Below are 26,818 nucleotides of genomic sequence, written 5' to 3' on the forward strand. Positions count from 1 at the left end.
CCTGATGTTGCTATGAATCATTGCGTTCTAGTGATTCTCGCGCGCGTGATTGATCGTGTATTTAGGGATTTCGATCGTGATGTCCTCTTTGCCCAATTTTACCTGGCAAGACAGACGTGAAGTCGCTTCTAAACCCCAGGCGGCATCGAGTAAATCTTCCTCATCATCTGTAGATTCGTTCAGTGATTTGAAGCCTTCACGAATGACCACATGGCAGGTAGTGCAGGCGCATGACATTTCGCAGGCATGTTCGATTTCAACATCACTTTCGACCAGTGCCTCGCACAAGGATTTACCTTCAGCAGCGTCGATCACGGTTCCCTCAGGACATAAAACCGGGTGAGGCAATACGATAATTTGTGGCATGGTTATCTCAATTCTTTCTTCATTCAATCTGCATCATCCTCTGATGCGCCATTACTTAACACGTCGACAGATAGATGATTCGTATCTGACCTCATTCATTCCTGGCGTTCCTTACCTCAGGTATGAATGAGCGACACTTAAATATCATCCAGTTTTTTACCTGCCAGAGCAGTACGCACGCTTTGATCCATTCTGCGGGCGGCGAATTCCTCCGTACCATCAGCCAGCGCGCTGATTGCTGCTTTCAGGCGATTGTGGTCATTGCCTTGCATCTGCTCGCGCACGGCTTGCATCAGGCCAGTAATACTCGCGTGCTCTGCGTCACTGAGTAATGCAGAGTCACCATCTAATGCCGATTGTGTCGCTAATAAAATTCGTTCGGCTTCCACTTGTTCTTCTTTTAGTGCGCGTTGTTGCATATCCTCAGATGCTGACGTAAAAGAGTCTTGCAGCATACGCGCAACCTCATCATCACCCAGTCCATACGACGGTTTGACGCTGATTGATGCTTCAACGCCGGAGCGTAATTCACGAGCCGATACCGATAACAGTCCATCCGCGTCAACCTGATAGGTAATTCTGATACGGGCGGCACCTGCTGCCATCGGCGGAATGCCGCGCAGTTCAAATCGCGCCAGTGAGCGACAGTCGCTGACCAGTTCGCGCTCACCTTGAACAATATGAATCGCCAGCGCTGTCTGACCGTCTTTGAATGTCGTAAATTCCTGAGCGCGAGCGCAGGGGATAGTCGAATTGCGGGGGATAACTTTTTCTGCCAGACCGCCCATGGTTTCTACGCCCAAAGACAGCGGGATTACGTCCAATAACAGCCAGTCGTCGCCAGCGGCACGATTGCCTGCCAGCAGATTCGCCTGTATCGCGGCTCCAAGAGCGACTACCTTATCCGGATCAATATTGGCCAGCGGCGTAGTCTGGAAAAAATCGCCAACCGCCTTGCGCACATGTGGCATGCGGGTTGCGCCGCCGACCAGCACTACACCGTCGATATCATCGGCAGACAATTCCGCATCGCGCAGCGCTTTGCGGCAAGGTGTAATCGTTTTCACGACCAGATTCTGCGTCATCTCAGAGAACGCGGCGGCACTGATTTGCAGATGAACGCTTTCGCCTGAGCTTAATTTGGCATCGATGAAGGTTGACGGTTTGCTCGATAAAATCTCTTTGGCTTCACGCGCCTTGACCATCAGCAGGCTGGTATCTTCATCAGATAGCGGCGCTAATCCGGCTTCCTGCAAGATCCAGCAAAACAGGCGATGATCAAAATCATCACCGCCAAGTGCAGAATCACCACCTGTCGACAAGACTTCAAAAACACCTTTGCTCATTTTCAGGATCGAGATGTCAAAGGTGCCGCCGCCGAGATCATAGACTGCATAAGTGCCTTCCGATGCATTATCGAGACCGTAGGCAATTGCTGCCGCCGTCGGTTCGTTGAGCAAGCGCAAGACATTGAGTCCTGCCAGTTTGGCAGCATCTTTGGTTGCCTGTCGTTGAGCATCGTCAAAATAGGCAGGGACGGTAATGACAGCGCCAACCAGATCATCGCCAAGCGCATCTTCCGCTTGCTGGCGCAACGTTGCCAGAATCTGAGCAGAAATTTCGACCGGACTTTTAAGACCTGCAATTGTCTTGATCTGTAGCATGCCCGGTTCATCATGAAAATCGTAAGGCAGATTTTCTGCGTAGGCGATGTCTTTCAAGCCGCGCCCCATAAACCGCTTTACGGAAACGATGGTGTTCTTAGGATCATTGCTTTGTTCCGCCTGTGCCTTGAAGCCGATATGTGCATGGCCATTGGGCAGATAGCGCACAATCGATGGCAAAAGCGGACGACCCTCTTCGTCGTTCAGGACTTCGGGAATGCTATTGCGGACGGTCGCTACCAGGGAGTTGGTCGTGCCTAGGTCGATGCCTACTGCCAGTCGATGTTGGTGCGGGGCGGTGGACATGCCCGGTTCAGAAATCTGCAGTAATGCCATGATGGTATGGTGATGATGGCGAGCCATCGAAATAGAGCAATAAAATTGCCGGGTTATTCGAAATTACTTACTTGAGTTATGTGTGTTGATTGCTTTAGGTCGCATTCGACCGCATTAGTTACGTGCAGACACGGCAGAGTTGACAGAGATCAGGTGATGAATCAGCCAGTTAATCTTCTAAGGCGGCAATGTCAGCGATATCGGCGATGAATTTTTCCAGAAACATGCAGGCGCGAATCTGTTGCGCTGCCAGATTAAAATCATGCGCATCCAGCGTGGCGCCAACCAGAACAAGTTGCCGTTTTAGCGCTGTGCGTAGTTCGTTTTCCAGTTTGTCCATTGCTTGCACATCACTTGCCTGCCTCGCATCATCGAACGCTTCGCGCCATTCCATTTGCTGCATTAGGAAGGCCGCGGGCATGCTGGTATTCGACTCCGTCTGTAAATCAACGCCTTGCAGTTCACACAAATAGGTCGCACGCTTTAACGGTTTTTTTAACGTTTGGTACGCTTCATTTGCGCGTGTTGCCCATTGCATGGCAACACGTTTTTCTGCATCGCTTGCCTGCACAAATTTATCGGGATGTACTTTATTCTGTACCTCGCGGTAAGCGGCATTCAGCTTGTCCTGATCTATGGTAAATTGTTGTGGCAACTGGAACAGCTCGAAATGATTCTGCATCCGCTATCAACTTTCTATTGCATTAGCTTAAAACCAGATTAAATACGGAAGCTCTCGCCGCAACCGCATTCGTCCTTGACATTGGGGTTGTAGAACTTGAAGCCTTCGTTCAAACCCTCGCGTGCAAAATCGAGTTCGGTACCGTCGATGTAAGGCAGGCTTTTAGGATCGACAAATACTTTTACACCATGCGATTCAAATATTTGATCATCGCTGCCGATTTCATCGACGTATTCAAGTTTATACGCCATGCCGGAACAGCCGGTCGTACGCACGCCAAAGCGCAGGCCTATCCCTTTGCCACGTCTTTCCATATAGCGGCTAACGTGCTTGGCCGCTTTTTCTGTCAATGTGATTGCCATGATGGCTCCTGTACTTGATGCAAAAATCAGGCGCTTTGTTCTGTGCCGTGCTTGGTTTTGTAATCGAGTACAGCGGCTTTGATCGCGTCTTCTGCCAAAATCGAGCAATGAATTTTGACTGGCGGTAATGCCAGTTCTTCAGCGATCTGAGTGTTCTTGATATCCAGCGCCTGATCGAGCGTTTTGCCTTTGACCCATTCTGTTACCAGAGAAGAGGAGGCAATGGCGGAGCCGCAGCCGTAGGTTTTAAACTTAGCATCTTCGATGATGCCGTTTGCACCGACTTTGATCTGTAATTTCATGACGTCGCCGCAGGCTGGTGCGCCGACCATGCCAGTGCCGATAGTGTCATCACCTTTGTCGAACGCGCCGACATTGCGTGGATTTTCGTAGTGATCCAATACTTTTTCTGAGTAAGCCATTTTGATGCTCCTGACAAATCTGTTGATGCAAATATAAATACAAATAAGTGCAAATGGTGCAAATGAAGCAGACTACATCGCCTGCACGAAATCAATTGCGTAAATTAATGTGCTGCCCACTGGATAGTGCTGATGTCTATTCCGTCTTTGTACATATCCCATAGCGGCGACAGTTCGCGCAATTTTGCGACTTTAGTTTTCAGCAGATTGATCGTGAAATCAATATCTTCTTCTGTCGTGAAGCGGCCAATAGTAAAGCGAATCGAGCTGTGCGCAAGTTCGTCGCTGCGGCCAAGAGCACGCAATACATAGGATGGTTCCAGACTCGCTGATGTACAAGCGGAACCGGAGGACACAGCGATATCTTTAATCGCCATGATCAGGGATTCGCCTTCGACATAATTAAAGCTGACATTCAGATTGTGTGGGACACGATGTTCCATGTCGCCATTGACATAGGTTTCTTCAATATCGCTTAAGCCTTTTGCCAGACGGTCGCGCATGCTTCTGACGTGAGCCAGTTCGCTGTCCATCTCTTCTTTCGCCAAGCGGAATGCTTCACCCATACCGGCGCATTGATGTGGTGCCAATGTGCCGGAGCGGAAGCCGCGTTCATGTCCGCCACCATGCATTTGTGCCTCAAGGCGTACACGCGGTTTGCGGCGGATATACAGGGCGCCGATACCTTTAGGGCCATAAGATTTGTGGGCAGAGAAAGATACCAGATCGACTTTGGTATTTTCGAGGTCGATCACCACTTTGCCTGTTGCCTGTGCCGCATCCGAGTGAAACACAATGCCTTTTTCGCGGCACAATTCACCGATTTCGGCGATAGGCTGGATGACGCCGATTTCATTATTAACCCACATCACGGATACCAGAATCGTATCCGGACGGATTGCTGCTTTGAGTTGTTCCAGCGTAATCAGACCATTATCCTGGGGTTGCAGGTAGGTCGCTTCAAACCCCTGACGCTCCAGCTCACGGACTGTATCCAGCACGGCTTTATGCTCAGTTTTTACCGTGATGATATGTTTGCCTTTGGATTTGTAAAACTGAGCGGCACCTTTGAGTGCGAGGTTATTGCTCTCCGTCGCGCCTGAGGTCCAGATGATTTCGCGTGGATCGGCTTTGACGAGCGCTGCTACGTGGCCGCGTGCTTCTTCGACGGCTGCTTCTGCATCCCAGCCATACATGTGGCTGCGAGACGCAGGATTGCCGAATTGCGCACGCAAGAACGGAATCATTTTGTCCGCAACGCGGGGATCTACTGGCGTGGTCGCCGAGTAGTCCATGTAGATAGGGAAGTGCGGTGACCTGATTGTATCAATCAAGCTTTTTTCCAACGGGGCATTCATGCGTTACTCCAAAATGGCAACATGGTTAAGACGAATAATTTAAGAAGCTATGTGCAGATTCGGTACAGTTTTATGCTGTACCAGCACGACATTTTTTTCTGCGTTTCTCTGTTGTTGCTGATTCACTAAATCTTGTAAGGACACAGAATCCAGATAGTCGACCATCTTCACATTCAGGGTTGCCCATAATTCATGGGTCATGCAATGAATGCCGTTACTGTGATCGCTGCCGTGACAAGAGCCTTTGCCGCCGCATTGCGTGGCGTCCAGTGGCTCGTCAACGGCGATAATGATGTCTGCTACGGTAATTTTTTGGGCTTTGCGTGCCAGGGTATAACCGCCGCCAGGGCCGCGCACTGATTCGACGATCTCGTGGCGACGTAACTTGCCAAACAGCTGCTCAAGATACGATAAGGAAATATCCTGCCTCTGGCTGATGCCTGCCAGCGTGACAGGTCCTTTGTCCTGGCGTAATGCCAGATCAATCATTGCTGTCACAGCGAAACGGCCTTTAGTAGTCAGGCGCATGAGTGGTTTGCTCCAAGCGAAAATTCACAATACCCTGAGTGGTTGAGTATTTTATTCAAGTATAGCAAACTTGAGTGATTCTGTCAGGTATAGGCCAAAAGCGAAACTTGCGGTAGCGAGGCCCGGAGGCTTGACGTAGTGAGGAAGGAACTTTTTAGAGGTTTCTAAAGAGTAAGACGCATATTGTATGCGCCTCACGGAGTCATTATAGCCTGAGAGCCTTATGGGTGCTGCGGTAAGAAATGTTTGTGAGCAAACTGAGGCGCGCTCAATTTGCCGACTCAACTACTTCAGCGCTCGCCTGAGTGTAGATACATCTGTTCTACTTTTTCTCTGGCCCATGGTGTTTTGCGTAAAAATTTCAGGCTGGATTTGATACTGGGATCAGAGGTGAAGCAGCGAATGTTGACCTGCTTGGCCATTTCTTCCCAGCCATGTAGCGCGATCAGATGAGTCAGGATCGCTTCGAGGGTGACGCCTTCAAGTGTCGGTTTTTGTTTAGTCTGGTTCATGATTGCTGATCAAATGCCTGCATGCTGAGATAACCGGTTTGCTGTTCTACCCTCTGTAACCAAGCCCTGATTGCCGGATACGCATTCAGATCAAAGCCTCCCTCATGGGCGACGTGCGTGTAGGCATACAGGCCGATATCTGCAATGGTGTAGCGCTCCGCGACAAAGAACTGATGTTGTTTCAGATGTTGCTCCATGACGTCCAGAGCGTGATAGCCTGGCGTCATTTTTTGTTGCAGGCGTTCTTCGTGTTCTGCCGGACGTCTAAGATAGCGCACGATGTAGCGGGCGGTCGCGATATAGGGCTCATGACTGTATTGTTCGAAGAAAAGCCATTGCAACACTTGCGCGTGGTACAGGCGTTCTTCTGGAAGCAAAGATGAGCCTTCGGCCAGATAATGCAAAATCGCGTTCGACTCAGAGAGGCAGGTACCGTCGGCGAGTTCGAGCAAGGGGACTTTGCCATTCGGATTTTTTTGTAAAAAACTGTCGGTCTGCGTTTCATTATTCAGAATATTGATGCTGACCCAGTCGTGCGGAATCTGAAGTTGCGCCGCCGCCAGTTTAATTTTGTAGCAATTGCCTGAATAAATGTCGCCGTAAATTTTAATCGTCATGATGAGAGCGTGAGTAAATGAGCTTTGCGTTCGTTAGTGTAATCCCACCATGGCAAGGCAGGAGCACCCTCCATGAATCGGACTGCTGAAATAAAAGTATCGATCACGCAGGGATCGTGTCTGACATTGGTCAGAATACAGAGATCTTCATGCATCGCGTAGGGATCGCGACCTTTGAGTTGCGCTGGCTGATGGATGCCTAGCAAGCGTAAATCTGCTGCGCAGGCTTTGCCAATATTAGGAATCTGTTCGAGCTGACGGGCGTCCTGGTATTGTGTCGCTTTTTTCATTGTGAGTAGTCGTGCTTGAAGGCGTGTTTGAGTTAGTTCATTTCGCGTCAGGGTGATACCAGAGTTCGGGCCGATTAAAAGGTGCTTTGTCAGTTTTCAGCAAAGGATTGTGTAGCTCAATGACGGTTCTTTGTTTGATGCCTGCGTTTTTTAACGGGATACCTAAATGCTTCTGAAAAGTTTTTTCAAAGCTGCCATTCCTAATCATTTCTTCGAAGCCGTTTTGTAAGGCCTCTGCCATTTTAGGCTCTCTTGGTGTGACGAAAAAATACATTGCTGAAGGATAGTGCAGGACAATGTTTTTATCGATGAATAAGTCTAAACCCGGGTGCGCATCAAACTCAGTTTGAATTTCAAAAATAGAGCGCGGAAAATAATCGAACCGGCCAGCTTTTAGCATGGAGAAAAGGGGTTCATAGGAGTTCGAGGTTTGTACGCGCAACCCGTTGCTTCTTAGTATGGATACGTCGGGCCAGTCGAAACCTTGTCCTGCTGAAAATCCGCTTAAATCTTTAAGCGACCTGACCTCATGCAGCAGGTTGATATTTGCTGTCGTGACGAGAGGAATGCGCCAGCCGATCAATCCCTTGTCAATGGGTACTTTGATGGCAATAAGCTGCGATTCCCTTTCATCGGTGGTCATGGTCCACATGATGTCAATACTGCCGAGACCTGACACCATTTCATAAATTGCCCGCGCTTGTTGCATGGGATCGTTATTGGGTACGAGCCGGTAAGACTGGCCGCTATATTTGATGGCGAGTTGTAGTAGCTCGACAATATATTCACCATGCGGATCGGCATTTACCGAGAGGCGTGGGTAGCGTATCTGTTTTGCTGTGTCGGCTGATACTTGCAAACACGTTGTCATACACAGCAGCAGTGTCGTTAATGACAATAACTTCCTGGTTTTCATCTCATGCCGCTTATGGTTGTCTTATTGTTCGTATAATTTTTTTGGGTTGGCACTATTAGTGTATGTCGTTCGTATAGTGATAGCGAATTATTTGTATTTGCTATTGTGGTTTTTCCATAAAAAAACCGCCAGCAGGGTGGCGGTTTTTTGTCCTCAATTAAGGTCAATCAATGTTAATAAATATTAATGAATATTAATGAATATCAATGATTGCTAATTGATGATGTTGGCTAAATATCAAAACTAATTCCCTGTGCGAGCGGCAATGCATTGCTGTAGTTGACGGTGTTGGTCGATCTGCGCATGTAGGCTTTCCATGAATCGGAACCCGATTCGCGACCGCCGCCGGTCTCTTTTTCGCCGCCGAAAGCACCACCGATTTCAGCACCGGAAGGACCGATGTTGACATTGGCAATACCGCAATCACTGCCGCTGTCGGACATGAAGCGTTCTGCTTCACGCATGTCGGTGGTGAAGATGGACGACGACAAGCCTTGCGGCACGTCGTTGTTCCAGTCGATTGCCTGTTGCAAATCAGTGTAGCGAACGATGTACATGATCGGTGCAAAAGTTTCGTGATGCATGCTCTGGGTTTGCGTTGGCATTTCTATCAGCGCTGGCTTGACGTAAAAACCGCTTTCACAACCCTCGACGATCACGCGCTCACCGCCAAATACTTGCCCTTGTTCGCTGCTCGCTGTCGCTAATGCGGTTTGCATTGCGTCAAATGCGGCGCTGTCGATGAGTGGGCCGATCAGGGTGGATTTGCTGCCTGGATTGCCGATAGGCAGGCCAGCATAGATTTTTTTCAGACGCGGTACCAGCGTGTCATAAATGCTGTTGTGGACGAACAGACGGCGCAAGGTAGTGCAGCGCTGACCGGCGGTGCCGACGGCGGAGAACGTGATGCCGCGAACTGCCATCTCCAGATCGGCGCTGGCTGTCACGATCATGGCGTTGTTGCCACCTAGTTCAAGAATGGTACGCGTGAGGCGTTTCGCACATGCTTCTGCTACCTGGCGACCCATGCGGGTGCTGCCTGTTGCGCTGACCAGAGCGACGCGCTTGTCATTGACCATTTGCGCGCCGGTATTGCGGTCACCGATGATCAGTTCTGCCAGACCTTCCGGGGCATCGCTGCCGAATTTAGCGACGGCTTTCATGAATAAAGCATGGGTTGCTAAGGCGGTCAGTGGCGTTTTTTCCGATGGCTTCCACGTCACACTATTGCCACAAACGAAGGCCAGTGCTGCGTTCCAGGCCCATACGGCAACCGGAAAGTTGAAGGCGGAGATCACGCCGACGACGCCGAGCGGATGCCAGACTTCCATCATGCGATGGCCGGGACGTTCAGAGGCAATCGTCAGGCCGTACAATTGGCGTGACAAACCGACCGCGAAATCGCAGATGTCGATCATCTCCTGTACTTCGCCCAAACCTTCCTGAAGAATTTTTCCGGCTTCCATCGTGACCACCAGACCAAGCGCCTCTTTGTGCTGACGCAATTCTTCGCCGAACAGGCGGACTAATTCACCACGGCGTGGTGCCGGGACATTGCGCCATTGTAAAAACGCTGCTTGTGCGCGGGTAATTTTCGCGTTGACCTGATCGGCATTGTCAGCGCGCAAAGTCGCGAGAGTTGCGCCGTTGACCGGCGATACGCTAGGGATGTCCTGGCCTTGGTAATCGGCGAGATTGACGCCAAGCTGGCTCAGGATGGTGGTGATATTCATATTTTCCATATTGGTCTCCAAAATGGTCTGTCTGGTTCCGGCAGCGTATCTGGATAAGATGTGCTGAGTGGAGTGATTGTTGTGATTATTAAGGCGCTTGCTAAACTTTGATGGCTTTGGCATATCAAAGAAACGCTAAATAAGCAGGGTGAGCATTGTCAGACAGTGCTCACCCTTAGCGACAATATTGTAATCGTTAACGACTCGTTGCTTGTTAGCTTGCTCCCTAGTTCTTGCTGTCAGCCGACTAAAGGGAGCCAACCACCGTCGTTACTTATACAGCGTAATATTGTCCGAAACGGTTTGCCAGGAAATCAGCCAGATTGGCTTGTTCCTGACGGACCATGCCATGTTTAGGCAGCTGACCGTTGACAACCATATCGACCATGGCGCAGATACCGGATGCTGTGGTCAGCTGGATAGCGGACAGCAACTGACCGTTAACAACTTGTGCGTAAATTTTCTTTGCATAAGATTCTTGTTCCAGGCGACCATCGCGCATGCCGACGACGCTGACAAAGACTAATACCACGTCTTGCTTGGTCATCGGAATCGATGTTTCCAGCACGTCTTTCAAGATAGGACGACGTTCGAGTTTGCCCAGTTCCAGATCACGAATCAGCATTTTAACGATATCGCGGTGCCCTGGGTAACGCACGGTTTTGTAGTTCAGGTTTTGCACTTTGCCTTGCAGGCTTTCGCACAATGTGCCCAGGCCGCCGGAGGTATTGAAGGCTTCGTAGTCAATACCGTCGAGAGAGAAATGTTCAATTTCTTCCAGTGCAGCGGTTTCGCGCAATTGACCGTCAACAATCGCTTCGCATGGGTTGCAGTATTCATTGATCAGACCGTCGGTACTCCAGGTCAGATTGTATTTGAGTGCGTTGTTGGGGAAGGTTGGCAGCGCGCCGACGCGCATACTGACATCGCGCAGGCTGTCGAAACGTTTTGCGACATCATTTGCAACGATAGAGATGAATCCAGGTGCAAGACCACATTGCGGAACGAATGCGCAATCAGCGCCCTCTGCAAGTTGCTTGACGATGCGTGTGCTTTCTACGTCTTCGGTCAGATCGAAATAATGGGAATTCGCTGATTTAGCCGCATTCGCGATGATTGGCGTCAGGAAATAAGGGCAGGCTGACAAAGTGACCTGGTGACCGCGGATTAATTCTGTGACCGCATTTTTATCGCCAAGATCCAATTGTACGGTTTTAACATTTGGAAAGCCTGCCTGATCCACGTATTTCAGACGTTCGACATCGCGATCGGCTACGGTAATCAGATAGTCGCCTGTGTGGGACAGCAGGTTCAGGATGGCATCGCCGATTTTGCCTGCGCCTAGCAGAATAAGTTTGGTTGTCATGGTGTCTCCAGAGATTGTTGGGTTTAAGTCAAAACAAATCGATGGAGTGAGTTTAAAAGCAATTTTTGTCAGATAATAGAGTGTAAATTATCGTCATATTGAACTATGTAACTACATTTTGACTAAAAAATGCTGCAAATTGACTAAATGGTGAATGGATGAAGCCGACTCTGGATGAGATTGATAACAAAATTCTTGCGTTGTTGATGGATAACGCGCGATTGCCCGTCAGTACGATTGCCAAGCAGGTCGGGATTGCCAGAACTACCGTGATTGCCCGTATCGGTGCGCTGGAGAAGCGAGGTGTAATCGCGGGTTACGGCTTGAGACTGAGCCAGACTATGTACCAGCCTGCCGTGCGTGCTTATGTGGGCTTGTCAGTGGAGGCGCGCATGGCACCGGGCTTGATGAAGTATCTGCAGCAATTACCCGAAGTTGAGACACTTTGTGCGGTGAGCGGTGCGATCGACTATATGCTGACCCTGCGTTGCGCGACGACAGAAGTTCTGGATAAGTTACTTGATCAGATTGGTGCGCAAGACGGTGTCAGACAAACGTCGACATCGATTATTCTAAGTAAGCGTATAGACAGGGCGGCGTTGTAGCGGGCAATATTTATACTCACCCGGAGTATATTTTAATTGCGTTTATAAACAAGCGTGAATAAGCCTGTTTTTAGGAATTTTTAGGGGAGTATATGTTTTTCTGTCATATTCAGCGATTGGGTAAAACAAATATCAGCTAGTGTCACCAGCACAAGGAAGGCGCATCAAAACAGCACATCAAGAATTGTTTGCTGGTTTAAGCGTCGCTTTTTTATCTTCGCCAGGCAATTTCTTTGGTGGGTTGCTATCGGCAAAATGCGGTGAGGTTTGCTGCAAAATTTGCAAATGTACCGAGGCTCTGTCCATACCGCCACGCTCCAGCATCACCGATGATTGCGCGGAGGCACTCGTTGCCGAGCCTTCTTGCGCCTGACTGCTGGATTGCACTGTCGGCGCAGAGATCGCCATCGAGGCAGAATCCTGACTGAACGTGATGCCAGCCAAAAATGCCAGTGTTACAGCGCCGAAGTAAGTGATGTGTTTTAACATGATTGCCTACTATTTTAAATGAATTGCGATCAACAAAACGCCTCAATGCAAAACTTTGTTACTAAATTCTTTTTGATCTGGAATCCGCCAGAGATTAGACGGATTGCTGTATCGTTTTTGCGTACTTAGCTGCTGCCTGGCGTTGTGCAAGTGTATCTCTGTCCATCGCGAGCTTTTGCTCAGTATTCATGCGCTTGGCGGAGATCATGACTGTCTGGATGCCAGATGCTGATTGCAGATCATACGCGAGTTTTTCGTCGGCATTCAGGCGTTTCGCCGCAATTGTCACGGTTGGCATCGCTTTATCGCTGTTGCTATTGATCTCGCCAGGTGCCGGTGCTTTGTAAGCGGACGATACGGCCAGAACGCTGGCGATCACTGCGACGGAATAGATGACTTTACTGAATTGATTCAATGTGTTCATGGTAGTGCTCCTATGTGTGTACGTGTGAACTTGAGGTTAATTACTGAAATTGACATCTCGTGTTGCGATGTCATCACTTTAGGCAAATGCCCCTGTGCTTGCCAGTTGCATGCGATGAAATGCATAAACTCGGGGATAAAGCAGGGTAAAAGCATGCTGGATTGCGGCAGCTTCGTTGAAAAAAATGAATGAAAATAAAGAAAGCTGCAGGAATTGGGTCCAATTTTCTGCATTGATTTGTTTTGCATCAATCTTGTGAAGATCGTAATTAGTCTTCCTGGCAGAGGAGGGGAGTGACGCAATCTTCCCGCCAAATCTCTAAAAATCCCTGATGCAGGTCATGTTGTTCTAATTTTTAGATGCAATTGTTAATCGTTCTCATTTATAATTACGTCATCACGCCAGCCAAGAGATTCACTATCTAGCCAACAGACTCTTCTCCCAGCCAGCCATCACCTTGTTTATTGAATTGCTGAAATCGCTGATTATGAGAAAGATGTCCATGAAGTTTCCTGTCGTTACTCCCGCCCCCGCCTTGCGTTTTCGTCCTGCACTGTTGCCAGCTTTGCTTGCCAGTGTCGTCATTCCTGCTTTTGCACAAACTGCTCCGCCAGCGTCGGATACCGTGTTGCCTGAAGTAAAAATTACTGGTGCAGCAGAGCAAAAGTACAGCGTGAAACGCAGTGCTACCGGTACAAAAACAGATACCTTGCTACGTGATACACCGCAAGCCATCACAGTCGTGACCAAAGAACTGATGCGCGATCAGGCAATGCAGAGCATGGCCGATGTGATCCGCTATGTGCCTGGTGTGGTCACTGCGCAAGGCGAAGGTAATCGTGATACCGCTGTATTCCGCGGTAATAGTTCGACCGGTGATTTCTACGTAGACGGGATTCGCGATGACGTCCAGTACTATCGCGATTTTTACAATATCGAGAGCGTTGAAGCCTTAAAAGGCTCAAATGCGATGATCTTTGGTCGTGGTGGTTCCGGCGGCATCATCAATCGTGTGACCAAGCAAGCGGAATGGCGCAGTATCGGCGAAGCATCGCTGACGTTGGGGTCGTGGAACAATCGCCGTGCTACCGCAGACCTAGGACAGGCAATCAATGAAACAGCCGCTTTCCGTGTCAATGGACTCATTGAAAATTCGGATAGCTATCGCAATGGATTTAACCTGAAGCGCTCTGGTATCAATCCAACCTTATCGATACGGGCCGGTGCAGATACCAGCGTGGTACTGGGCTATGAGCATTTTAAAGACGAGCGCACAGCTGATCGTGGTGTGCCTTCATTTAACGGTGTACCTCTAAACACAGATCCGTCGACTTTTTTCGGTAACGCTGCTCTGAGCCAGACTTGGTCCAAAGCCGACGCCTTCACCGCGCTGATCGACCATGATTTTGGTAATGGCCTTAGCTTACGTAACCGCACCCGTTATGCGGATTATGACAAGTTCTATCAAAACGTATTTCCTGGTGCGGTGAATGCGGCTGGCACCAGCGTGGCGATCTCTGCGTACAACAATGCAACCCAGCGAACGAATATCTTCAACCAGACTGATGTCATGTTCAATCTGAACACAGGTTCGGTACAGCACAAGTTGGTCGCTGGGCTGGAACTGGGGCAGCAGACTACGGATAATTTCCGCAATACCGGTTATTTCCTGTCTGTCGGTACGAACGCGACATCGATCAATGTGCCGGTATCAAATCCGGTGACCAATGCCACTATTACATTCAAACAAGCGGCGACTGATGCGAACAATCACGGCACGGTGACGACCAAGTCAGTGTACATCCAGGATCAGATCGAATTTTCGCCACAATGGCAATTGATTGCGGGTGTGCGTCGCGATAATTTTGACGTCGACTTTACCAATAACCGTACCGCTGAAAATATTAAAACCACTGACACGCCGTTATCACCGCGCGTCGGCCTGGTCTATAAACCGATGACGGATGTTTCTTTGTATGCGAGCTACAGCATTGCGTTTGTACCGCGTGCAGGGGATCAGTTGTCTTCGTTGACGGCGACCAACAAAGCTTTTGATCCGGAAGAATTTAAAAATCTGGAAGTCGGTGCCAAATGGGATATCCATCCTGACCTGAGCACCAGTGTCGCGATCTATCAGCTTGATCGCAGCAATGTCGCGATTACCGATCCGGCAGATGCCACTAAAACGATTCTGGTCGACGGTCAACGCAGCAAAGGTGTCGAATTCGGCATCAGCGGCAAGCTCACACGCGAGTGGAGTGTCATGGGCGGTTATGCTTACCAGGACGCTAAAATCACCAAGGCACAATCTGCAACAGTGAAGGCCGGTGCGATTCTGGCACAAGTGCCTCAGCATAGCGCCTCACTCTGGAATCGTTATGATTTCAGCTCGGTCTGGGGTGCTGGCTTAGGTATCGTCTACCGCAGTAAAATCTACACCTCTACGGATAATACAGTCGTGCTCCCAGGGTTCACGCGTCTTGATGGTGCTGTGTATTACGTCGTGAATAAAAATATTAATCTGCAAGTGAATATCGAGAATTTGCTGGATAAAAAATATTATGCATCGGCGAACAGCAATAACAACATTACGCCAGGCTCACCGCGTGCTTTGCGTGTTGGCTTAAATATGAAGTTCTGATCGGGCCAGGTAGCTTGGCTCAGTGAGTTAGTTCACTGAGCCAGCTCATTAAGCCAGCTCGCTAAGCTAGGCCACTGGGTTGGCAGAAGTCCGGACTATCCCAACTCCGCTCCTAACTCTCGGCCCTCCCGTGTACGCGCGGGCTGTTTGTCCCATCATCCAAAACACGCCGGATAAAGTACAATCGGATCAACCCTCTTTGATCTCCGTTACTGATCCCATCATGAAGCGTCCCCGTTTTTTACCTGACAACATGACCTTGTTGTTATTGGCTGTAGTTTTGACAGCGAGTATTTTCCCTTGTACTGGCAACGTTGCCATCGGCTTTGACTACCTGACTACCCTGATGATCGGTCTGCTGTTCTTTATGCATGGCGCTAAGTTGTCGCGTGAGGCTGTCGTGGCGGGGATGACACACTGGCGTTTACATCTGACAGTGCTGTTGTTCACCTTCGCTGTTTTTCCTTTGCTGGGGCTGCTGCTGAAACCGCTGATGCTATGGATGATTACGCCCGAGCTATATGTTGGTATTTTATTTTTATGTGTATTGCCGTCGACTGTGCAATCGTCCATTGCCTTTACCTCGGTGGCGCGGGGCAATGTCCCTGCTGCGGTATGCAGCGCCTCAGCATCGAATCTCCTGGGTATTTTTTTGACGCCGATGCTGGTCAGCCTGATTGTGGTGGCGCATGGTGACAGTCATTCTTCGTTCGATGCAGTATTGAAAATCGTCTATCAATTGCTGGCACCGTTTGTGCTCGGCCAAATCGTCCGGCCCTGGATTGCTGCATGGATTACCCGTCACCAGAGTGTGCTGAAAATGGTGGATCAAAGCTCAATTTTGCTAGTGGTTTATGTTGCCTTTAGTGAGGCGGTAGAGCAAGGCTTGTGGAAGCAATTGCCACCGATGATGTTAATAAGCCTGCTCCTGATCAGCGCATTGCTGCTGGCGTTGATTATGCTAATGACGACCTATGCCAGCCGGCGTTTTGGCTTTACTAAAGAAGATGAAATTACCGTGGTATTTTGTGGCTCTAAAAAAAGTCTGGCCAGTGGCGTACCGATGGCCAAAGTTTTATTTGCCAGCCATGCAGTGGGTATGGTGTTGCTCCCCCTAATGTTATTTCATCAGTTGCAGCTCATGGTCTGTGCCGTTCTCGCGCAACGTTACGCGCGAAGACCCGTTGATCGGCCCGATCAAAATTTGACTAAGTCGAAGGAGTAAGGATGCCACGTTTTGCCGCCAATCTCAGCATGATGTATAACGAACATGCATTCATTGATCGCTTTGCCGCTGCTGCTAAAGATGGTTTTACAGGTGTCGAATACCTGTTCCCTTATGAGGTCCCAGTCGCGCAATTACGCCAGCAACTCGATGAGCATGGCTTGCAGCAAGTCTTGTTTAATCTGCCACCGGGCGACTGGAGCAAAGGCGAGCGGGGTATTGCATCGCTTCCCGGGCGGGAGGATGAATTTAAACAATCGCTGGATCAGGCATTGGCCTATGCCCGTGTGTTAGGCAATGATAAGCTGCATGTCATGGCGGGTTTGCTGGATGATGAGAATGACAGACAGCGTCATCGTGCCGTGTATTTAAAAAATCTCGCGTATGCCGCTTTACTCGCAGCCAAAGAAAATATCACGGTCTTGATTGAACCGATCAATACACGCGATATCCCAGGCTATTTCCTGAATCGTCAGGATGAAGCGCAAGAGATCTGCGCCGAAATCGGGGTGGAGAATTTGCAAGTGCAATTTGATATCTATCATTGCCAGGTGGTTGAAGGCGATATCGCGGTCAAGCTACAGCGCGACATGCAACGCAAACATGGTGGTATCGGCCATATTCAAATAGCAGGGGTGCCAGATCGTCACGAACCTGACCTTGGTGAAATCAATTATTCCTATTTATTTACACTGATCGACCAGCTCGCTTATCAAGGCTGGATCGGTTGCGAGTATCGGCCGAAAGCCGCGACATCTGCAGGGTTGGATTGGCTGAAACCATGGCTGGCCAAATAAGCTAACTGCTAATAAAAAAAGCCCTTACTCAGACGAGAAAGGGCTTTTTTAATTCAACGTACGATTGATTCAAGGCTTTAATTGAGCTGCAATTTTCGTATTATTCCTCACCGATCTGCAGTATCAGTTTGCCGAAATTTTTACCGTCAAACAGCATCATCAAGGTGTCCGGGAAAGTCTCTATTCCTTTGACGATATCTTCGCGTGTGTGGAATTTACCTTGTGCCATCCATGCGCCCATTTCTTTGACTGCATCGCCATAGCGTGCCGCATAATCGAAGACGACGATACCTTCCATGCGGGCACGATTGACCAGCAGAGACAGGTAATTTGCAGGGCCTTTGACCGGTGTCGTATTGTTGTACTGAGAGATTGCGCCGCAAATAATGATGCGGGCTTTCATGTTGATGCGGGTTAACACCGTATCCAGAATCTCGCCGCCAACGTTATCGAAATAAATGTCGACGCCGTTCGGACAATGTTCTTTTAAGCCATCTTTGACCGAACCGTTTTTATAGTCGATACAGGCGTCAAACCCTAATTCATTGACGACGAACTCACATTTGTCCTTGCCGCCGGCGATGCCTACTACGCGGCAACCCTTTTGTTTGGCGACCTGACCAACCGTCTGACCTACCGCACCGGCTGCACCTGAGACCACGACGGTTTCTCCTGCTTTTGGCATACCGACATCGAGTAAGCCAAAGTACGCCGTCATACCTGGCATGCCGAGAGCATTCAGATATTTAGGTAGCGGGGCGAGTTTTGGATCAACCTTGTAGAAACCTGCGTACTTGTCATCCGCCGCACCTACCCAATAGTTTTGTACGCCGATACTGCCAGAGACATAATCGCCGACCGCAAAGCGCGGTGATTTTGATTCGACTACCTTACCCAAGCCACCTGCACGCATCACTTCGTTGATCGCTACCGGACGGATATACGATTTGCCTTCATTCATCCAGCCGCGCATTGCCGGGTCGAGTGAGAGATAGATGGCTTGCACTGCGATTTCACCGTCGGCGATCTCGCGTACTGGCTCGGAGGTAAATGTCCAGTCGCTGTGCTTTGGCGTGCCTACCGGACGTGCGGCTAATCTATATTGCTGATTGATACGTGTTGTTGTCATGATGTCTCCAGATTGATGGCGCAAATAGAGTGGTCGGTAAAAAAACTCAATAAGTTGAGGTGCACTACTATACCTCAATTAGAACGGTCGTGCTTTTTAATTCTATTCTGGTTGGCTCATGCGACAATACGGTATTGGGTATAGCGATATTACGGCATCACCTAATCGCGTGTTTCCTGAAATGCACAAGATCATCAGGATCAATACAAAGCAGACATTGCTGTGATTGTGATTACCGGCAATGTCTGCGAGTGGTCGAACAAGAGGCTTATCAAGCCGCTCGTTGCCATCTCAGCTAACGTCAACAGATCAGGCATCAAGCCACACTCATTTATATTGAATTATTAACTACGCATTATGCACCCAGAATATATCCTCACCATCTCTTGTCCTGATCAACGCGGCATTGTTCATAACGTTTCTGGTTTCTTGGCGAACCACGGTTGCAACATCATCGATTCTGCCCAGTTTGGCGATGCGCAGTCCGCATTGTTTTTTATGCGTGTCCATTTCGCGGCAGAAGATACCAGCTTTGGTGACGCGCTATTGCGTACGGATTTTGCCGCATTGGGAACGCAGTTCAAGATGGACTGGCAATTGCATGATGCACGCCACAAACCCCGTGTGATGCTGATGGTGTCTAAAATCGGACACTGCCTGAATGATCTTCTGTTCCGTTATAAAAGTGGATTGCTGCCGGTCGAGATCAAGGCGATTGTGTCGAATCACACAGATTTTTATCAGCTCGCTGCCAGCTACAATATTCCATTTCATCATCTGCCACTCGCTACAGGTTCGGGTGCCGACGCCAAACGCGTGCAAGAACAAAAAGTTCTGGATATCGTCGATAGCAACGACATCGAACTGGTCGTGCTGGCGCGCTATATGCAAATCTTGTCGCCGGAGTTGTGTAACGCGCTCAAGGGCAAAGCAATCAATATCCATCATTCTTTCCTGCCGAGTTTCAAAGGCGCAAAACCTTATTATCAGGCGCATGAGCGTGGAGTTAAATTGATCGGCGCAACGGCGCATTTTGTGACGGGTGACCTTGATGAGGGACCGATTATTGAGCAGGATGTCGAGCGCGTTGATCATGCGATGGAGCCGGAAACCCTGACCGCTATCGGGCGCGATGTTGAATGCGTGGTGTTAGCTCGGGCTGTCAAATGCTTTGTAGAACATCGTATTTTATTGAATGGTCATAAGACGGTTGTATTCAAATAAGTTAGGCGTCACTGAGTTATGCGTCACTAAGTAATACGTCACTAAGTAATACCTAACTAAGTAATAAACAAATAAATCAGGGCTTACGCAAAACGGTCGATTCCTTATCTCCATATATATTCAACCCGCAGGCTGGATGCGGCTTCCAGAGGTTTTTCGTGCCAACAGGCGCATTCAGCCTGCGGAGTCGTTTTGATCTTACTGTTCTGCGGAATCGCATACGTCGGCCTTTGCTCTGTATGTCTTTGGTGAGAGGGTTTAGTTTTTGCGTAGTCCGCTCAGTAATGTTGTTTTTTTCGATGCGTATACAGTATTGCGCATCACTACCGGGGTGGTCTCCACCCTTTTGTTTTTTCTAATAAAGTAGAAGTTGCATGGCACTCAAATCCACCATTTATAAAGCCGATCTGAACATCTCTGACATGGACCGCGGCTATTACGCGGATCACAGTCTGACGATTGCACGTCATCCCTCCGAGACAGACGAACGCATGATGATACGGGTACTGGCGTTTGCTATCCACGCGAGTGAAAAGCTCAGCTTTGGTAAAGGGATCTCCGATACCGAAGAACCGGATCTGTGGGAAAAAGATTACACCGATGCTATTCAGTTATGGGTCGAAGTCGGTCAGCCTGACGATCGCCGCCTGCTCAAAGCCTGTGGCCGTTCCGAGAAAGTACTGGCTTACAGCTATGCCAGCACCAGCGACATCTGGTGGAAGCAAATGAACAGTCGTCTTGATCGCGCAAAAAATTTGCGCGTGATGAATGTGCCAGCCGCGGCCAGTCAGGCATTGGCAAAAATGGCGCAGCGAAATATGCAGCTTCAATGCACGATCCAGGATGGACAGATCTGGATGACAGCAGGTGAGGACTCGGTACAGATCGACCTGGAAACGTTCAAGGCTGACTAAGTCATGTCGAATCGCATGATGCAATTTCCACCTGTGACCACGTCGGAAGACGATGGCGTACGCTTTTTGCATCTGGGTACGCCGATGGTGCAGGGCGCAATGCGCTTGCGTAAGCCGGATGCGATTGAGCTGGAATATGTGCAGAACATGATGGTCTGGATGTTGTTTCAGCACGCTCCCTCAAATGTCGTGCAACTTGGTCTGGGCTCGGCCGCACTGACCAAGTTCTGCTACCGCCAGTTCACGCAAAGCAAGGTCACTGCCGTTGAATTGAATCCTGCTGTCATCGCAATATGCGAAACCATGTTTGCATTGCCGCAAAATGACGGGAGATTGCGCGTATTGAATGCAGACGCGATGGACTTTGTACTGGATCCGGCGCATCACGCTTGCATCGACATTCTGCAGGTCGATTTGTATGACGAAATTGCGAATGGCCCCGTACTCGATAGCCCGGAGTTTTATCAGGCATGCTTCGAATGCCTGACGCCGAATGGCATCATGACGACCAATGTATTCGGCAGTTACGACAGCTTTGAAAAAAACATTCTGGCAATGGAGCAGGTGTTTGATGCAGTTGTCTGGCTGCCCGCGGTGGATGATGAAAATCTGGTCGTGATAGCGTTTAAGAATGCTCCGCAAATGGATTTCAGCGAGCTGTATGAACGTGCTGGCATGATTAAGAAAAAATATAATCTGCGTGCCAAGGTCTGGGTAGATGGTCTGAAGCAGTGGATGAAATCACAATTGACTGAATAAACGGCGCGCTGTTTCGCGGGTGCGCTCATGCACTGGTCAGGCAGGCCTGGCCGGATGCAAATGCGCAATCAGCGTCTCGCTCACCAGACGATTTGACGGCATCAAGGTATGCATGACGGGTAACAGAATCTCTTTTTCTGCCCACGCTGCATAGGCTTCCGAAATCGAGACCACGCCGTCGTTATCTTCATCACCAAATGGACTATATTTACCCTTAATACCTTTGTTGCCGACGATGGCGATTGTCGGTACGCTGACGGCACCAATCGCAGACATGCGCTCTGGACTCGACAGCAATTGTCCGCAGTCACCACTAATGAGTTGGAACGGCAGGAGATTGCGGATGCGACCGGCGACTCGTGATGCTGTGACTGGCGAGCCCAGCAGAAATAATTGTTGCGGTTGACGAGTGCCCTCAGGCAGGGCGTTCAGAGCGGCGCGTAACAGGACGCCGCCGAGCGAGTGTCCAATCACGATGTAGTCACCTTTGGCCGCGATCGCGCTGATCTGCCTGACGAGCCGGTCTTTTATCGTCGCAAAACTTTCCAGAGCAACGAAATAGTGAAAGCCATATGTCTGCAAACCGTGGTCGCGCAATCGCGACAGCAAGGGAAATGCGGACAAGGGCGTGCGTCCCATGCCGTGGACAAACAGGGCTTGTAAGGGTTGGCTGACGGGTTTGTTCTCTGATGCGCTCATAGACTCGTATTCCGTACATGTAAAAATGCGGGAGTATATGTAAAAACATACCGATTCCCGCACTGTTTATCTAGGCATTTATAAATACTCTAGAGGAGTATGTGTTTCATCTGGAATGCCGGTATCTGCCTTGTATTCAGCTACTTATTCAGCGAATTAATGAACGAATTCATAAGCGAATCATGCGCTTAATACCTTCTTTAACCATGCGCTGATATCGTCGATTTCTTCCTGGCAGACCGAGTGTTGCATCATGTATTCATGCCATTCGACTGGATAGCCCAAGGTCTTGAGCAGATCACGTGATTGTTCGGCGCGGTCAATGTGAATCACCGGATCAGCACGGCCATGTGCCAAATAAATCGCTGTGTGCTGGTTGGCGGCATGGCGCTCGCTGGCTACCACATCGCGCAGAGGGACATAGCCAGACAGGCACAGCAGGCCGGCAAGTTTTTCGGGATAACGCAATCCGGTTTGCAGAGTCATCGCGCAGCCTTGCGAGAAGCCTGCGAGGATGATGCGGTTCGCCGGAATACCACGGGTTTTTTCGCGTTCGATCAACTGTTCTACGGCGACTTGAGAACTGCGCAAGCCTTTTTCGTCTTCGCGCCGGGCGATGTCCGTGCCAAGGATGTCGTACCAGGCGCGCATTACATAGCCTCCGTTGATCGTCACTGGCATGGTCGGTGCGTTCGGGAATACAAAGCGGATCGCCGGACAGCCTTTGAGATTAAGCTCTTTGACGATAGGCACAAAATCATTGGCATCGGCACCGAGGCCATGCATCCAGATAATGGCAACGGTCGGGTTCGGTGCGCTTTCGAGTTCTATGGTGTCGAGTAGTTGGCTCATGTTGGACTTTGGCGTAGTTTTGTTGAGGGGACGTTGTTTGATTTTGCCTGAAGCAGACGTGTTTATCTGTGCCTCAGCCGTAAAGGCAGTGCTAGCGCTGATACCGGCACCAAGACTGCCCAAGGCCAGAGCGGCAAGCCAGCGTCGTCTGGCTGGATTCAGACTGGTTTTGCTTTTCATGAACGTATCAGGCTTCGTGCTGGTTGCATGGCGTTATCGCGGATCGCGAGAGAATAATCGGAGTGAAAAATCGGAGCGAAAAATCGATGTCAGATTGCCGTATCGGATCGTTGTTTCAGATCGCCGCATCCTGCATCAAGATTTGTTGCGGATCGCCGCCTTTGGGCGAAACGCTTTGCAGATCGCTTCATGTGTTTCGATATACGGGCCGCCGATCAGATCAATGCAGTAAGGAACCGCAGCAAAGATGCCGGACACCAGTTGCTTGCCATCGGCGTCTTTTAAGCCTTCCAGCGTTTCTTTGATCGATTTTGGCTGACCTGGCAAATTTAGTATCAATGCCGCATGTTCGTCTGTCTCGCGGATCACCGCGACCTGACGTGACAAAATTGCCGTCGGTACAAACTGTAGGCTGATTTGACGCATCTGTTCGCCAAAACCGGGCATCTCTTTGCTTGCTACTGCGAGTGTCGCTTCCGGCGTGACATCGCGACGCGACGGACCGGTGCCGCCAGTGGTGATCACCAGATGGCATTGCGCCTGGTCGACCAGCTCAATCAAGGCTTGCTCTATGGCTGCGCGTTCATCGGGAATCAGGCGGGTTTCCATGCTCCATGAACTGCTTAGCGCATGCCCGAACCAGTCTTGCAGGGCCGGTAAGCCCTGGTCTTGATAAATACCTGCCGAGGCGCGGTCAGAAATCGATACCAGGCCAATTTTCAGATGGTCTGGTCCGTGGCTGTCTGCGCTGCTGCCAGAATCAGTCTTCATGCTGCTCGTGATCGCCGTCAACATCGTCAAACTCTTCTTCGTCATCGGCATCGTCAGTGTCGCCAGCATCACCAGCGGCTTTTTTCTGTGCGGCACGCTGGGCGACCTGAATTTCTTTCAGAATCTGAAAAATCTCACGATAGGCTTTTGGTGGCTTGTTCTCGGCTTGCTCTTTACGTGCATTGCGAATCAGCGTGCGCAGATGCTGTACGTCGAGTTCGGGATTTTGTTCCAGCAGCTCAGTCAGGGCTTTGTCGTCTGTCAGCAGCTTCTCGCGCTTGCGCTCCAGCGCATGCATGGCAGCCGTGTCGGATTTGGACTTGCCTTTCCAGCTATCGATGGTTTTCTGGATTAGCGCAACTTCGGCTTCATCCAGGGTGCGCATTTTTTTACCGACAAACTGCAACTGGCGGCGACGGCCTTCGTGATCCTTGATCGTCTGACATTCGAGAATCGCATCGCGTACATCTTCTGGCATCGGTACGCGTTTAACGCGGTCACGTGGCTGATCAATCAATTCTTGCCCGAGCTTTTGCAAGGCATCGCTCTCGCGTTTGAGCTGGGATTTTGATGGGCGTTCGTATTCTGGCTCGAATTCGCTGGATTGGTAGCCGCACGAGCCTCTATTTGGATTTGGCATAATGTATGCGCCTTTATTCTATAAACTAATGAAACGGCTGCTATGATACCCTTTTTATCTTCGACTCCAAAGAAACCCAGCCTATGAGCAAGCCAGTTTTTACCCATACGCAAGATCAATTAAAGCAAATTGCACAAGATGTTTTGCGCTTTTCCCGCGAAAAAGGGGCTTCTGACGCCGCAGTCGAGATCAGCGAAGGCGGCGGTTTGTCGATCAGTGTACGTAAAGGCAAGGTCGAAACCATCGAACAAAATCGCGATAAAGGCATCGGTGTGACGGTGTACATCGGCCAAAAACGCGGCAACGCGAGCACCTCTGATTTTTCCAGCGCATCGCTGCAAGCCACTGTCGACGCGGCTTACAACATTGCTCGCTTCACCGCTGAAGATGATTGCGCAGGTTTGCCCGAGGCAGACTTGCTAGAAAAGCATCCGCAAGATTTAAAGCTCTGCTACCCCTGGCTGATCAGCGCCGAAGAAGCCATCGAGCTCGCTGCCCGTACTGAGGCCGCAGCTTTTGCCGTGGATAAACGGATTACGAATAGCGAGGGCGCTGGCGTCTATGTACAGCAATCGCATTTTGTCGCCGCGAATTCGCGTGGCTTCATGGGTGGTTACCCTTTTTCACGTCACACAATCTCAGTCGCGCCGATTGCCGGTAAAGGCGCACGGATGCAGCGTGACGACTGGTATTCATCGCAACGCAATGCAAAAAAACTCGCATCGCCAGAAGCGATAGGACGGTATGCAGCGGAGCGTGCTCTGGCACGCCTGAATGCGCGCAAGCTCGATACGCGTAAATGTCCAGTCCTGTTTGAGGCGCCGCTGGCTGCAGGTTTGCTTGGTACCTTTGTGCAGGCGGTTTCCGGCGGTGCTCTGTATCGTAAATCGACATTTTTGCTGGATAGTCTGGGTACACAGGTTTTCCCGTCTCACATTGAAATTACTGAAGACCCGCATGTCATCGGCGCTGTAGGCTCGTCACCGTTTGATGATGAAGGCGTTAAGACGCAACGTCGCGATGTCGTGAAGAACGGTATCGTGCAAGGATATTTTTTATCGACCTATTCAGCTCGCAAGCTGGGAATGAAAACTACTGGCAATGCGGGCGGTTCGCATAACCTGTCGATGACCTCGGCACTCACGCAGCGTAGTGACAATTTTAAAGCCATGTTAAAAAAAATGGGCACGGGCTTGCTGGTCACTGAACTAATGGGCGAAGGCGTGAATTATGTGACAGGCGATTACTCACGCGGTGCCTCTGGTTATTGGGTAGAGAACGGCGTGATTCAGTATCCGGTCGAAGAGATTACGATTGCCGGCAATATGCGCGACATGTTCCAGCAAATTGTCGCGATCGGTGCCGATACGCTGACACGCGGCACCAAACAAACCGGATCGATTTTGATCGAAAGCATGATGGTCGCCGGGAATTAAACTCTTCACCTCGGGTCTGGATACAGTTCACAATGAATCCGCTAATCAAAAAGCCCAAAAGCCCTCGCGATGAGGGCTTTTTGATTATTTGCTCTGGAAATCTTAGTCTGGCTTTTGTGCGAATCACTTTGATGGCCAATTAAGATCCCGTCCCATATTTCAAAAAGACGGCAATGTCTTCTCTCCTTATGCAGCAGGGACCTATCTTAGCTAGGTTCAGGTAGCGGCTAGCTGTGTATCCATCCACGTGAAATGAGCGGAGCTAAGACAGCGCGATATATCTGCTCGCACCACTGAGTAAGCGGATCGCCGACTCTGCTCCATATCAGCTTAATGCCTATCCATGCGAGGCCGGAGACGACGACTGCTCCAAGCATATCCAAAGGAAAATGAACGCCCAGAAAGATGCGCGACCAGGCGACCAGTGTTCCCGCTACAGCGACTATCCATCCGGTCAGCGACCAAACAGAGGACAGTAAAAACGTCAATGCAATGGCGGCAAATACAGTTCCATGATCACTCGGGAAAGAGGCATCTGCTGTATGCGGAATAAAGCTGTGTCCCAGACTAATCATGAACGGCCTGGGGTGCGGCCAATACGCAATGATCAGTTGATTCATTCCTAATGCCGTTAGCGTTACCGCCGTCGACTTTAACGCCAGATTACGTGCTGGCGTATCACCTCTGCACCAAAGCATTACGAGCATCAATGGCACAAACAGAATAACGTAATCTGCAATAACACTAGCGATCGTTATTATCCAATGAGGTGTTGTGAGATCTGCGTTGAGATAGAGAAAAAGAGCTTGATTAAAATCTTCCATACGATGTTTATGATTTTGATAAATGTAAGCTAAGCATTACAGGGGTAAGGTTTCAAA

The 26,818-nt window shown here is 49.8% G+C and carries 29 protein-coding genes; 8 read left to right on the forward strand and 21 right to left on the reverse strand.

From position 1 onward, the window contains the following. Positions 1-27: 27 nt before the first annotated feature. The 13 genes from fdx to ACO0K3_RS08630 all read right to left on the reverse strand — a co-directional run bounded on the left by fdx (position 28) and on the right by ACO0K3_RS08630 (position 11,152). On the reverse strand, positions 28-366 hold the full coding sequence (gene fdx, locus ACO0K3_RS08570) for an ISC system 2Fe-2S type ferredoxin (RefSeq protein WP_422960414.1): 339 nt from the start codon (positions 364-366) through the stop codon (positions 28-30). 137 nt (positions 367-503) lie between these two features. Beyond that, positions 504-2,366: a Fe-S protein assembly chaperone HscA gene (gene hscA / locus ACO0K3_RS08575; RefSeq protein WP_422983669.1), complete on the reverse strand. Its 1,863-nt coding sequence runs from the start codon at positions 2,364-2,366 to the stop codon at positions 504-506. Positions 2,367-2,535: 169 nt separating this feature from the next. Continuing rightward, the gene (gene hscB / locus ACO0K3_RS08580) at positions 2,536-3,048 is read right to left on the reverse strand and encodes a Fe-S protein assembly co-chaperone HscB (RefSeq protein WP_422983671.1); all 513 of its coding nucleotides are present in this window, start codon (positions 3,046-3,048) and stop codon (positions 2,536-2,538) included. A 38-nt stretch (positions 3,049-3,086) separates the two neighbouring features. After that, positions 3,087-3,410: an iron-sulfur cluster assembly protein IscA gene (iscA, locus tag ACO0K3_RS08585; RefSeq protein WP_422955995.1), complete on the reverse strand. Its 324-nt coding sequence runs from the start codon at positions 3,408-3,410 to the stop codon at positions 3,087-3,089. Between the two features lie 26 nt (positions 3,411-3,436). Beyond that, positions 3,437-3,832: a Fe-S cluster assembly scaffold IscU gene (iscU, locus tag ACO0K3_RS08590; protein WP_262836631.1), complete on the reverse strand. Its 396-nt coding sequence runs from the start codon at positions 3,830-3,832 to the stop codon at positions 3,437-3,439. Positions 3,833-3,936: 104 nt separating this feature from the next. After that, entirely contained in the window at positions 3,937-5,190 is a 1,254-nt protein-coding gene (locus tag ACO0K3_RS08595) for an IscS subfamily cysteine desulfurase (protein ID WP_422983673.1), read from the reverse strand. A gap of 39 nt (positions 5,191-5,229) precedes the next feature. Further along, positions 5,230-5,718: a Fe-S cluster assembly transcriptional regulator IscR gene (gene iscR, locus ACO0K3_RS08600; protein ID WP_422955992.1), complete on the reverse strand. Its 489-nt coding sequence runs from the start codon at positions 5,716-5,718 to the stop codon at positions 5,230-5,232. 290 nt (positions 5,719-6,008) lie between these two features. Continuing rightward, positions 6,009-6,230 carry a VF530 family DNA-binding protein gene (locus ACO0K3_RS08605; protein WP_422983675.1) on the reverse strand — a complete coding sequence of 74 codons (222 nt, stop codon included), beginning with the start codon at positions 6,228-6,230 and terminating at the stop codon, positions 6,009-6,011. Further along, positions 6,227-6,847: a glutathione S-transferase family protein gene (locus tag ACO0K3_RS08610; RefSeq protein ID WP_422983677.1), complete on the reverse strand. Its 621-nt coding sequence runs from the start codon at positions 6,845-6,847 to the stop codon at positions 6,227-6,229. The genes ACO0K3_RS08605 and ACO0K3_RS08610 overlap by 4 nt, the downstream gene beginning before the upstream one ends. After that, positions 6,844-7,137, reverse strand: a complete 294-nt coding sequence (locus tag ACO0K3_RS08615; protein WP_422983679.1) for a helix-hairpin-helix domain-containing protein — start codon at positions 7,135-7,137, stop codon at positions 6,844-6,846. Before ACO0K3_RS08615 ends, ACO0K3_RS08610 begins: the two co-directional genes overlap by 4 nt. Positions 7,138-7,174: 37 nt before the next feature. Continuing rightward, positions 7,175-8,008 carry a substrate-binding periplasmic protein gene (locus ACO0K3_RS08620; protein ID WP_422983681.1) on the reverse strand — a complete coding sequence of 278 codons (834 nt, stop codon included), beginning with the start codon at positions 8,006-8,008 and terminating at the stop codon, positions 7,175-7,177. Between the two features lie 275 nt (positions 8,009-8,283). Then, the gene (locus ACO0K3_RS08625) at positions 8,284-9,786 is read right to left on the reverse strand and encodes an aldehyde dehydrogenase family protein (RefSeq protein WP_422984043.1); all 1,503 of its coding nucleotides are present in this window, start codon (positions 9,784-9,786) and stop codon (positions 8,284-8,286) included. Between the two features lie 274 nt (positions 9,787-10,060). After that, complete coding sequence (locus tag ACO0K3_RS08630; RefSeq protein WP_422983683.1) at positions 10,061-11,152, reverse strand: saccharopine dehydrogenase family protein; 1,092 nt, start codon at positions 11,150-11,152, stop codon at positions 10,061-10,063. A 158-nt stretch (positions 11,153-11,310) separates the two neighbouring features. Here ACO0K3_RS08630 and ACO0K3_RS08635 point away from each other — a divergent pair, with 158 nt between their 5' ends. Further along, entirely contained in the window at positions 11,311-11,757 is a 447-nt protein-coding gene (locus tag ACO0K3_RS08635; RefSeq protein WP_422955986.1) for an Lrp/AsnC family transcriptional regulator, read from the forward strand. 177 nt (positions 11,758-11,934) lie between these two features. Here the strand turns inward: ACO0K3_RS08635 and ACO0K3_RS08640 are convergent, their stop codons facing one another. Further along, positions 11,935-12,246 (reverse strand): hypothetical protein, encoded by a 312-nt coding sequence (locus tag ACO0K3_RS08640; protein ID WP_422983685.1) that lies wholly within the window; start codon positions 12,244-12,246, stop codon positions 11,935-11,937. Positions 12,247-12,340: 94 nt separating this feature from the next. Continuing rightward, positions 12,341-12,670 (reverse strand): hypothetical protein, encoded by a 330-nt coding sequence (locus tag ACO0K3_RS08645; RefSeq protein ID WP_422983687.1) that lies wholly within the window; start codon positions 12,668-12,670, stop codon positions 12,341-12,343. Between the two features lie 496 nt (positions 12,671-13,166). Between ACO0K3_RS08645 and ACO0K3_RS08650 the strand changes: the two genes are divergently transcribed. The 3 genes from ACO0K3_RS08650 (at position 13,167) to otnI (ending at position 17,333) form a co-directional block, all read left to right on the forward strand. Beyond that, a complete protein-coding gene (locus ACO0K3_RS08650; protein ID WP_422983689.1) occupies positions 13,167-15,311 on the forward strand; it encodes a TonB-dependent receptor in 2,145 nt (714 codons plus the stop codon). Positions 15,312-15,534: 223 nt separating this feature from the next. Continuing rightward, positions 15,535-16,536, forward strand: coding sequence for a bile acid:sodium symporter family protein (locus tag ACO0K3_RS08655; protein ID WP_422983691.1), 1,002 nt, complete (start codon positions 15,535-15,537; stop codon positions 16,534-16,536). A gap of 2 nt (positions 16,537-16,538) precedes the next feature. Next, positions 16,539-17,333, forward strand: a complete 795-nt coding sequence (otnI, locus tag ACO0K3_RS08660; protein ID WP_422983693.1) for a 2-oxo-tetronate isomerase — start codon at positions 16,539-16,541, stop codon at positions 17,331-17,333. A gap of 100 nt (positions 17,334-17,433) precedes the next feature. Here otnI and ACO0K3_RS08665 read toward each other — a convergent pair whose 3' ends face one another. Beyond that, positions 17,434-18,462 (reverse strand): NADP-dependent oxidoreductase, encoded by a 1,029-nt coding sequence (locus ACO0K3_RS08665; RefSeq protein WP_422983695.1) that lies wholly within the window; start codon positions 18,460-18,462, stop codon positions 17,434-17,436. Between the two features lie 354 nt (positions 18,463-18,816). On the opposite strand from ACO0K3_RS08665, the gene purU reads away from it, so the two are divergent. The 3 genes from purU to ACO0K3_RS08680 all read left to right on the forward strand — a co-directional run bounded on the left by purU (position 18,817) and on the right by ACO0K3_RS08680 (position 21,359). After that, the gene (gene purU, locus ACO0K3_RS08670) at positions 18,817-19,686 is read left to right on the forward strand and encodes a formyltetrahydrofolate deformylase (protein ID WP_422984045.1); all 870 of its coding nucleotides are present in this window, start codon (positions 18,817-18,819) and stop codon (positions 19,684-19,686) included. Positions 19,687-20,060: 374 nt separating this feature from the next. Continuing rightward, a complete protein-coding gene (locus ACO0K3_RS08675) occupies positions 20,061-20,600 on the forward strand; it encodes a YaeQ family protein (protein ID WP_422960430.1) in 540 nt (179 codons plus the stop codon). A 15-nt stretch (positions 20,601-20,615) separates the two neighbouring features. Then, on the forward strand, positions 20,616-21,359 hold the full coding sequence (locus ACO0K3_RS08680) for a spermidine synthase (RefSeq protein WP_422983697.1): 744 nt from the start codon (positions 20,616-20,618) through the stop codon (positions 21,357-21,359). A gap of 36 nt (positions 21,360-21,395) precedes the next feature. On the opposite strand, the gene ACO0K3_RS08685 is transcribed toward ACO0K3_RS08680, so the two are convergent. The 4 genes from ACO0K3_RS08685 to yjgA all read right to left on the reverse strand — a co-directional run bounded on the left by ACO0K3_RS08685 (position 21,396) and on the right by yjgA (position 24,501). Next, on the reverse strand, positions 21,396-22,058 hold the full coding sequence (locus ACO0K3_RS08685) for an esterase/lipase family protein (protein ID WP_422983699.1): 663 nt from the start codon (positions 22,056-22,058) through the stop codon (positions 21,396-21,398). Between the two features lie 180 nt (positions 22,059-22,238). Then, a complete protein-coding gene (locus ACO0K3_RS08690; RefSeq protein ID WP_422984047.1) occupies positions 22,239-22,910 on the reverse strand; it encodes an alpha/beta hydrolase in 672 nt (223 codons plus the stop codon). Positions 22,911-23,225: 315 nt separating this feature from the next. Beyond that, positions 23,226-23,861: a molybdopterin adenylyltransferase gene (mog, locus tag ACO0K3_RS08695; RefSeq protein WP_422984049.1), complete on the reverse strand. Its 636-nt coding sequence runs from the start codon at positions 23,859-23,861 to the stop codon at positions 23,226-23,228. Further along, the gene (gene yjgA, locus ACO0K3_RS08700; RefSeq protein ID WP_422955975.1) at positions 23,851-24,501 is read right to left on the reverse strand and encodes a ribosome biogenesis factor YjgA; all 651 of its coding nucleotides are present in this window, start codon (positions 24,499-24,501) and stop codon (positions 23,851-23,853) included. The genes mog and yjgA overlap by 11 nt, the downstream gene beginning before the upstream one ends. An 83-nt stretch (positions 24,502-24,584) precedes the next feature. Here yjgA and pmbA point away from each other — a divergent pair, with 83 nt between their 5' ends. Then, on the forward strand, positions 24,585-25,937 hold the full coding sequence (gene pmbA, locus ACO0K3_RS08705) for a metalloprotease PmbA (RefSeq protein ID WP_422983701.1): 1,353 nt from the start codon (positions 24,585-24,587) through the stop codon (positions 25,935-25,937). Positions 25,938-26,164: 227 nt separating this feature from the next. Here the strand turns inward: pmbA and ACO0K3_RS08710 are convergent, their stop codons facing one another. Beyond that, the gene (locus ACO0K3_RS08710) at positions 26,165-26,761 is read right to left on the reverse strand and encodes a phosphatase PAP2 family protein (RefSeq protein WP_422983703.1); all 597 of its coding nucleotides are present in this window, start codon (positions 26,759-26,761) and stop codon (positions 26,165-26,167) included. Positions 26,762-26,818 lie beyond the last annotated feature (57 nt).

Origin of the sequence: Undibacterium sp. Rencai35W, assembly GCF_049340185.1 — a bacterium.
GTDB lineage: Bacteria > Pseudomonadota > Gammaproteobacteria > Burkholderiales > Burkholderiaceae_D > Undibacterium.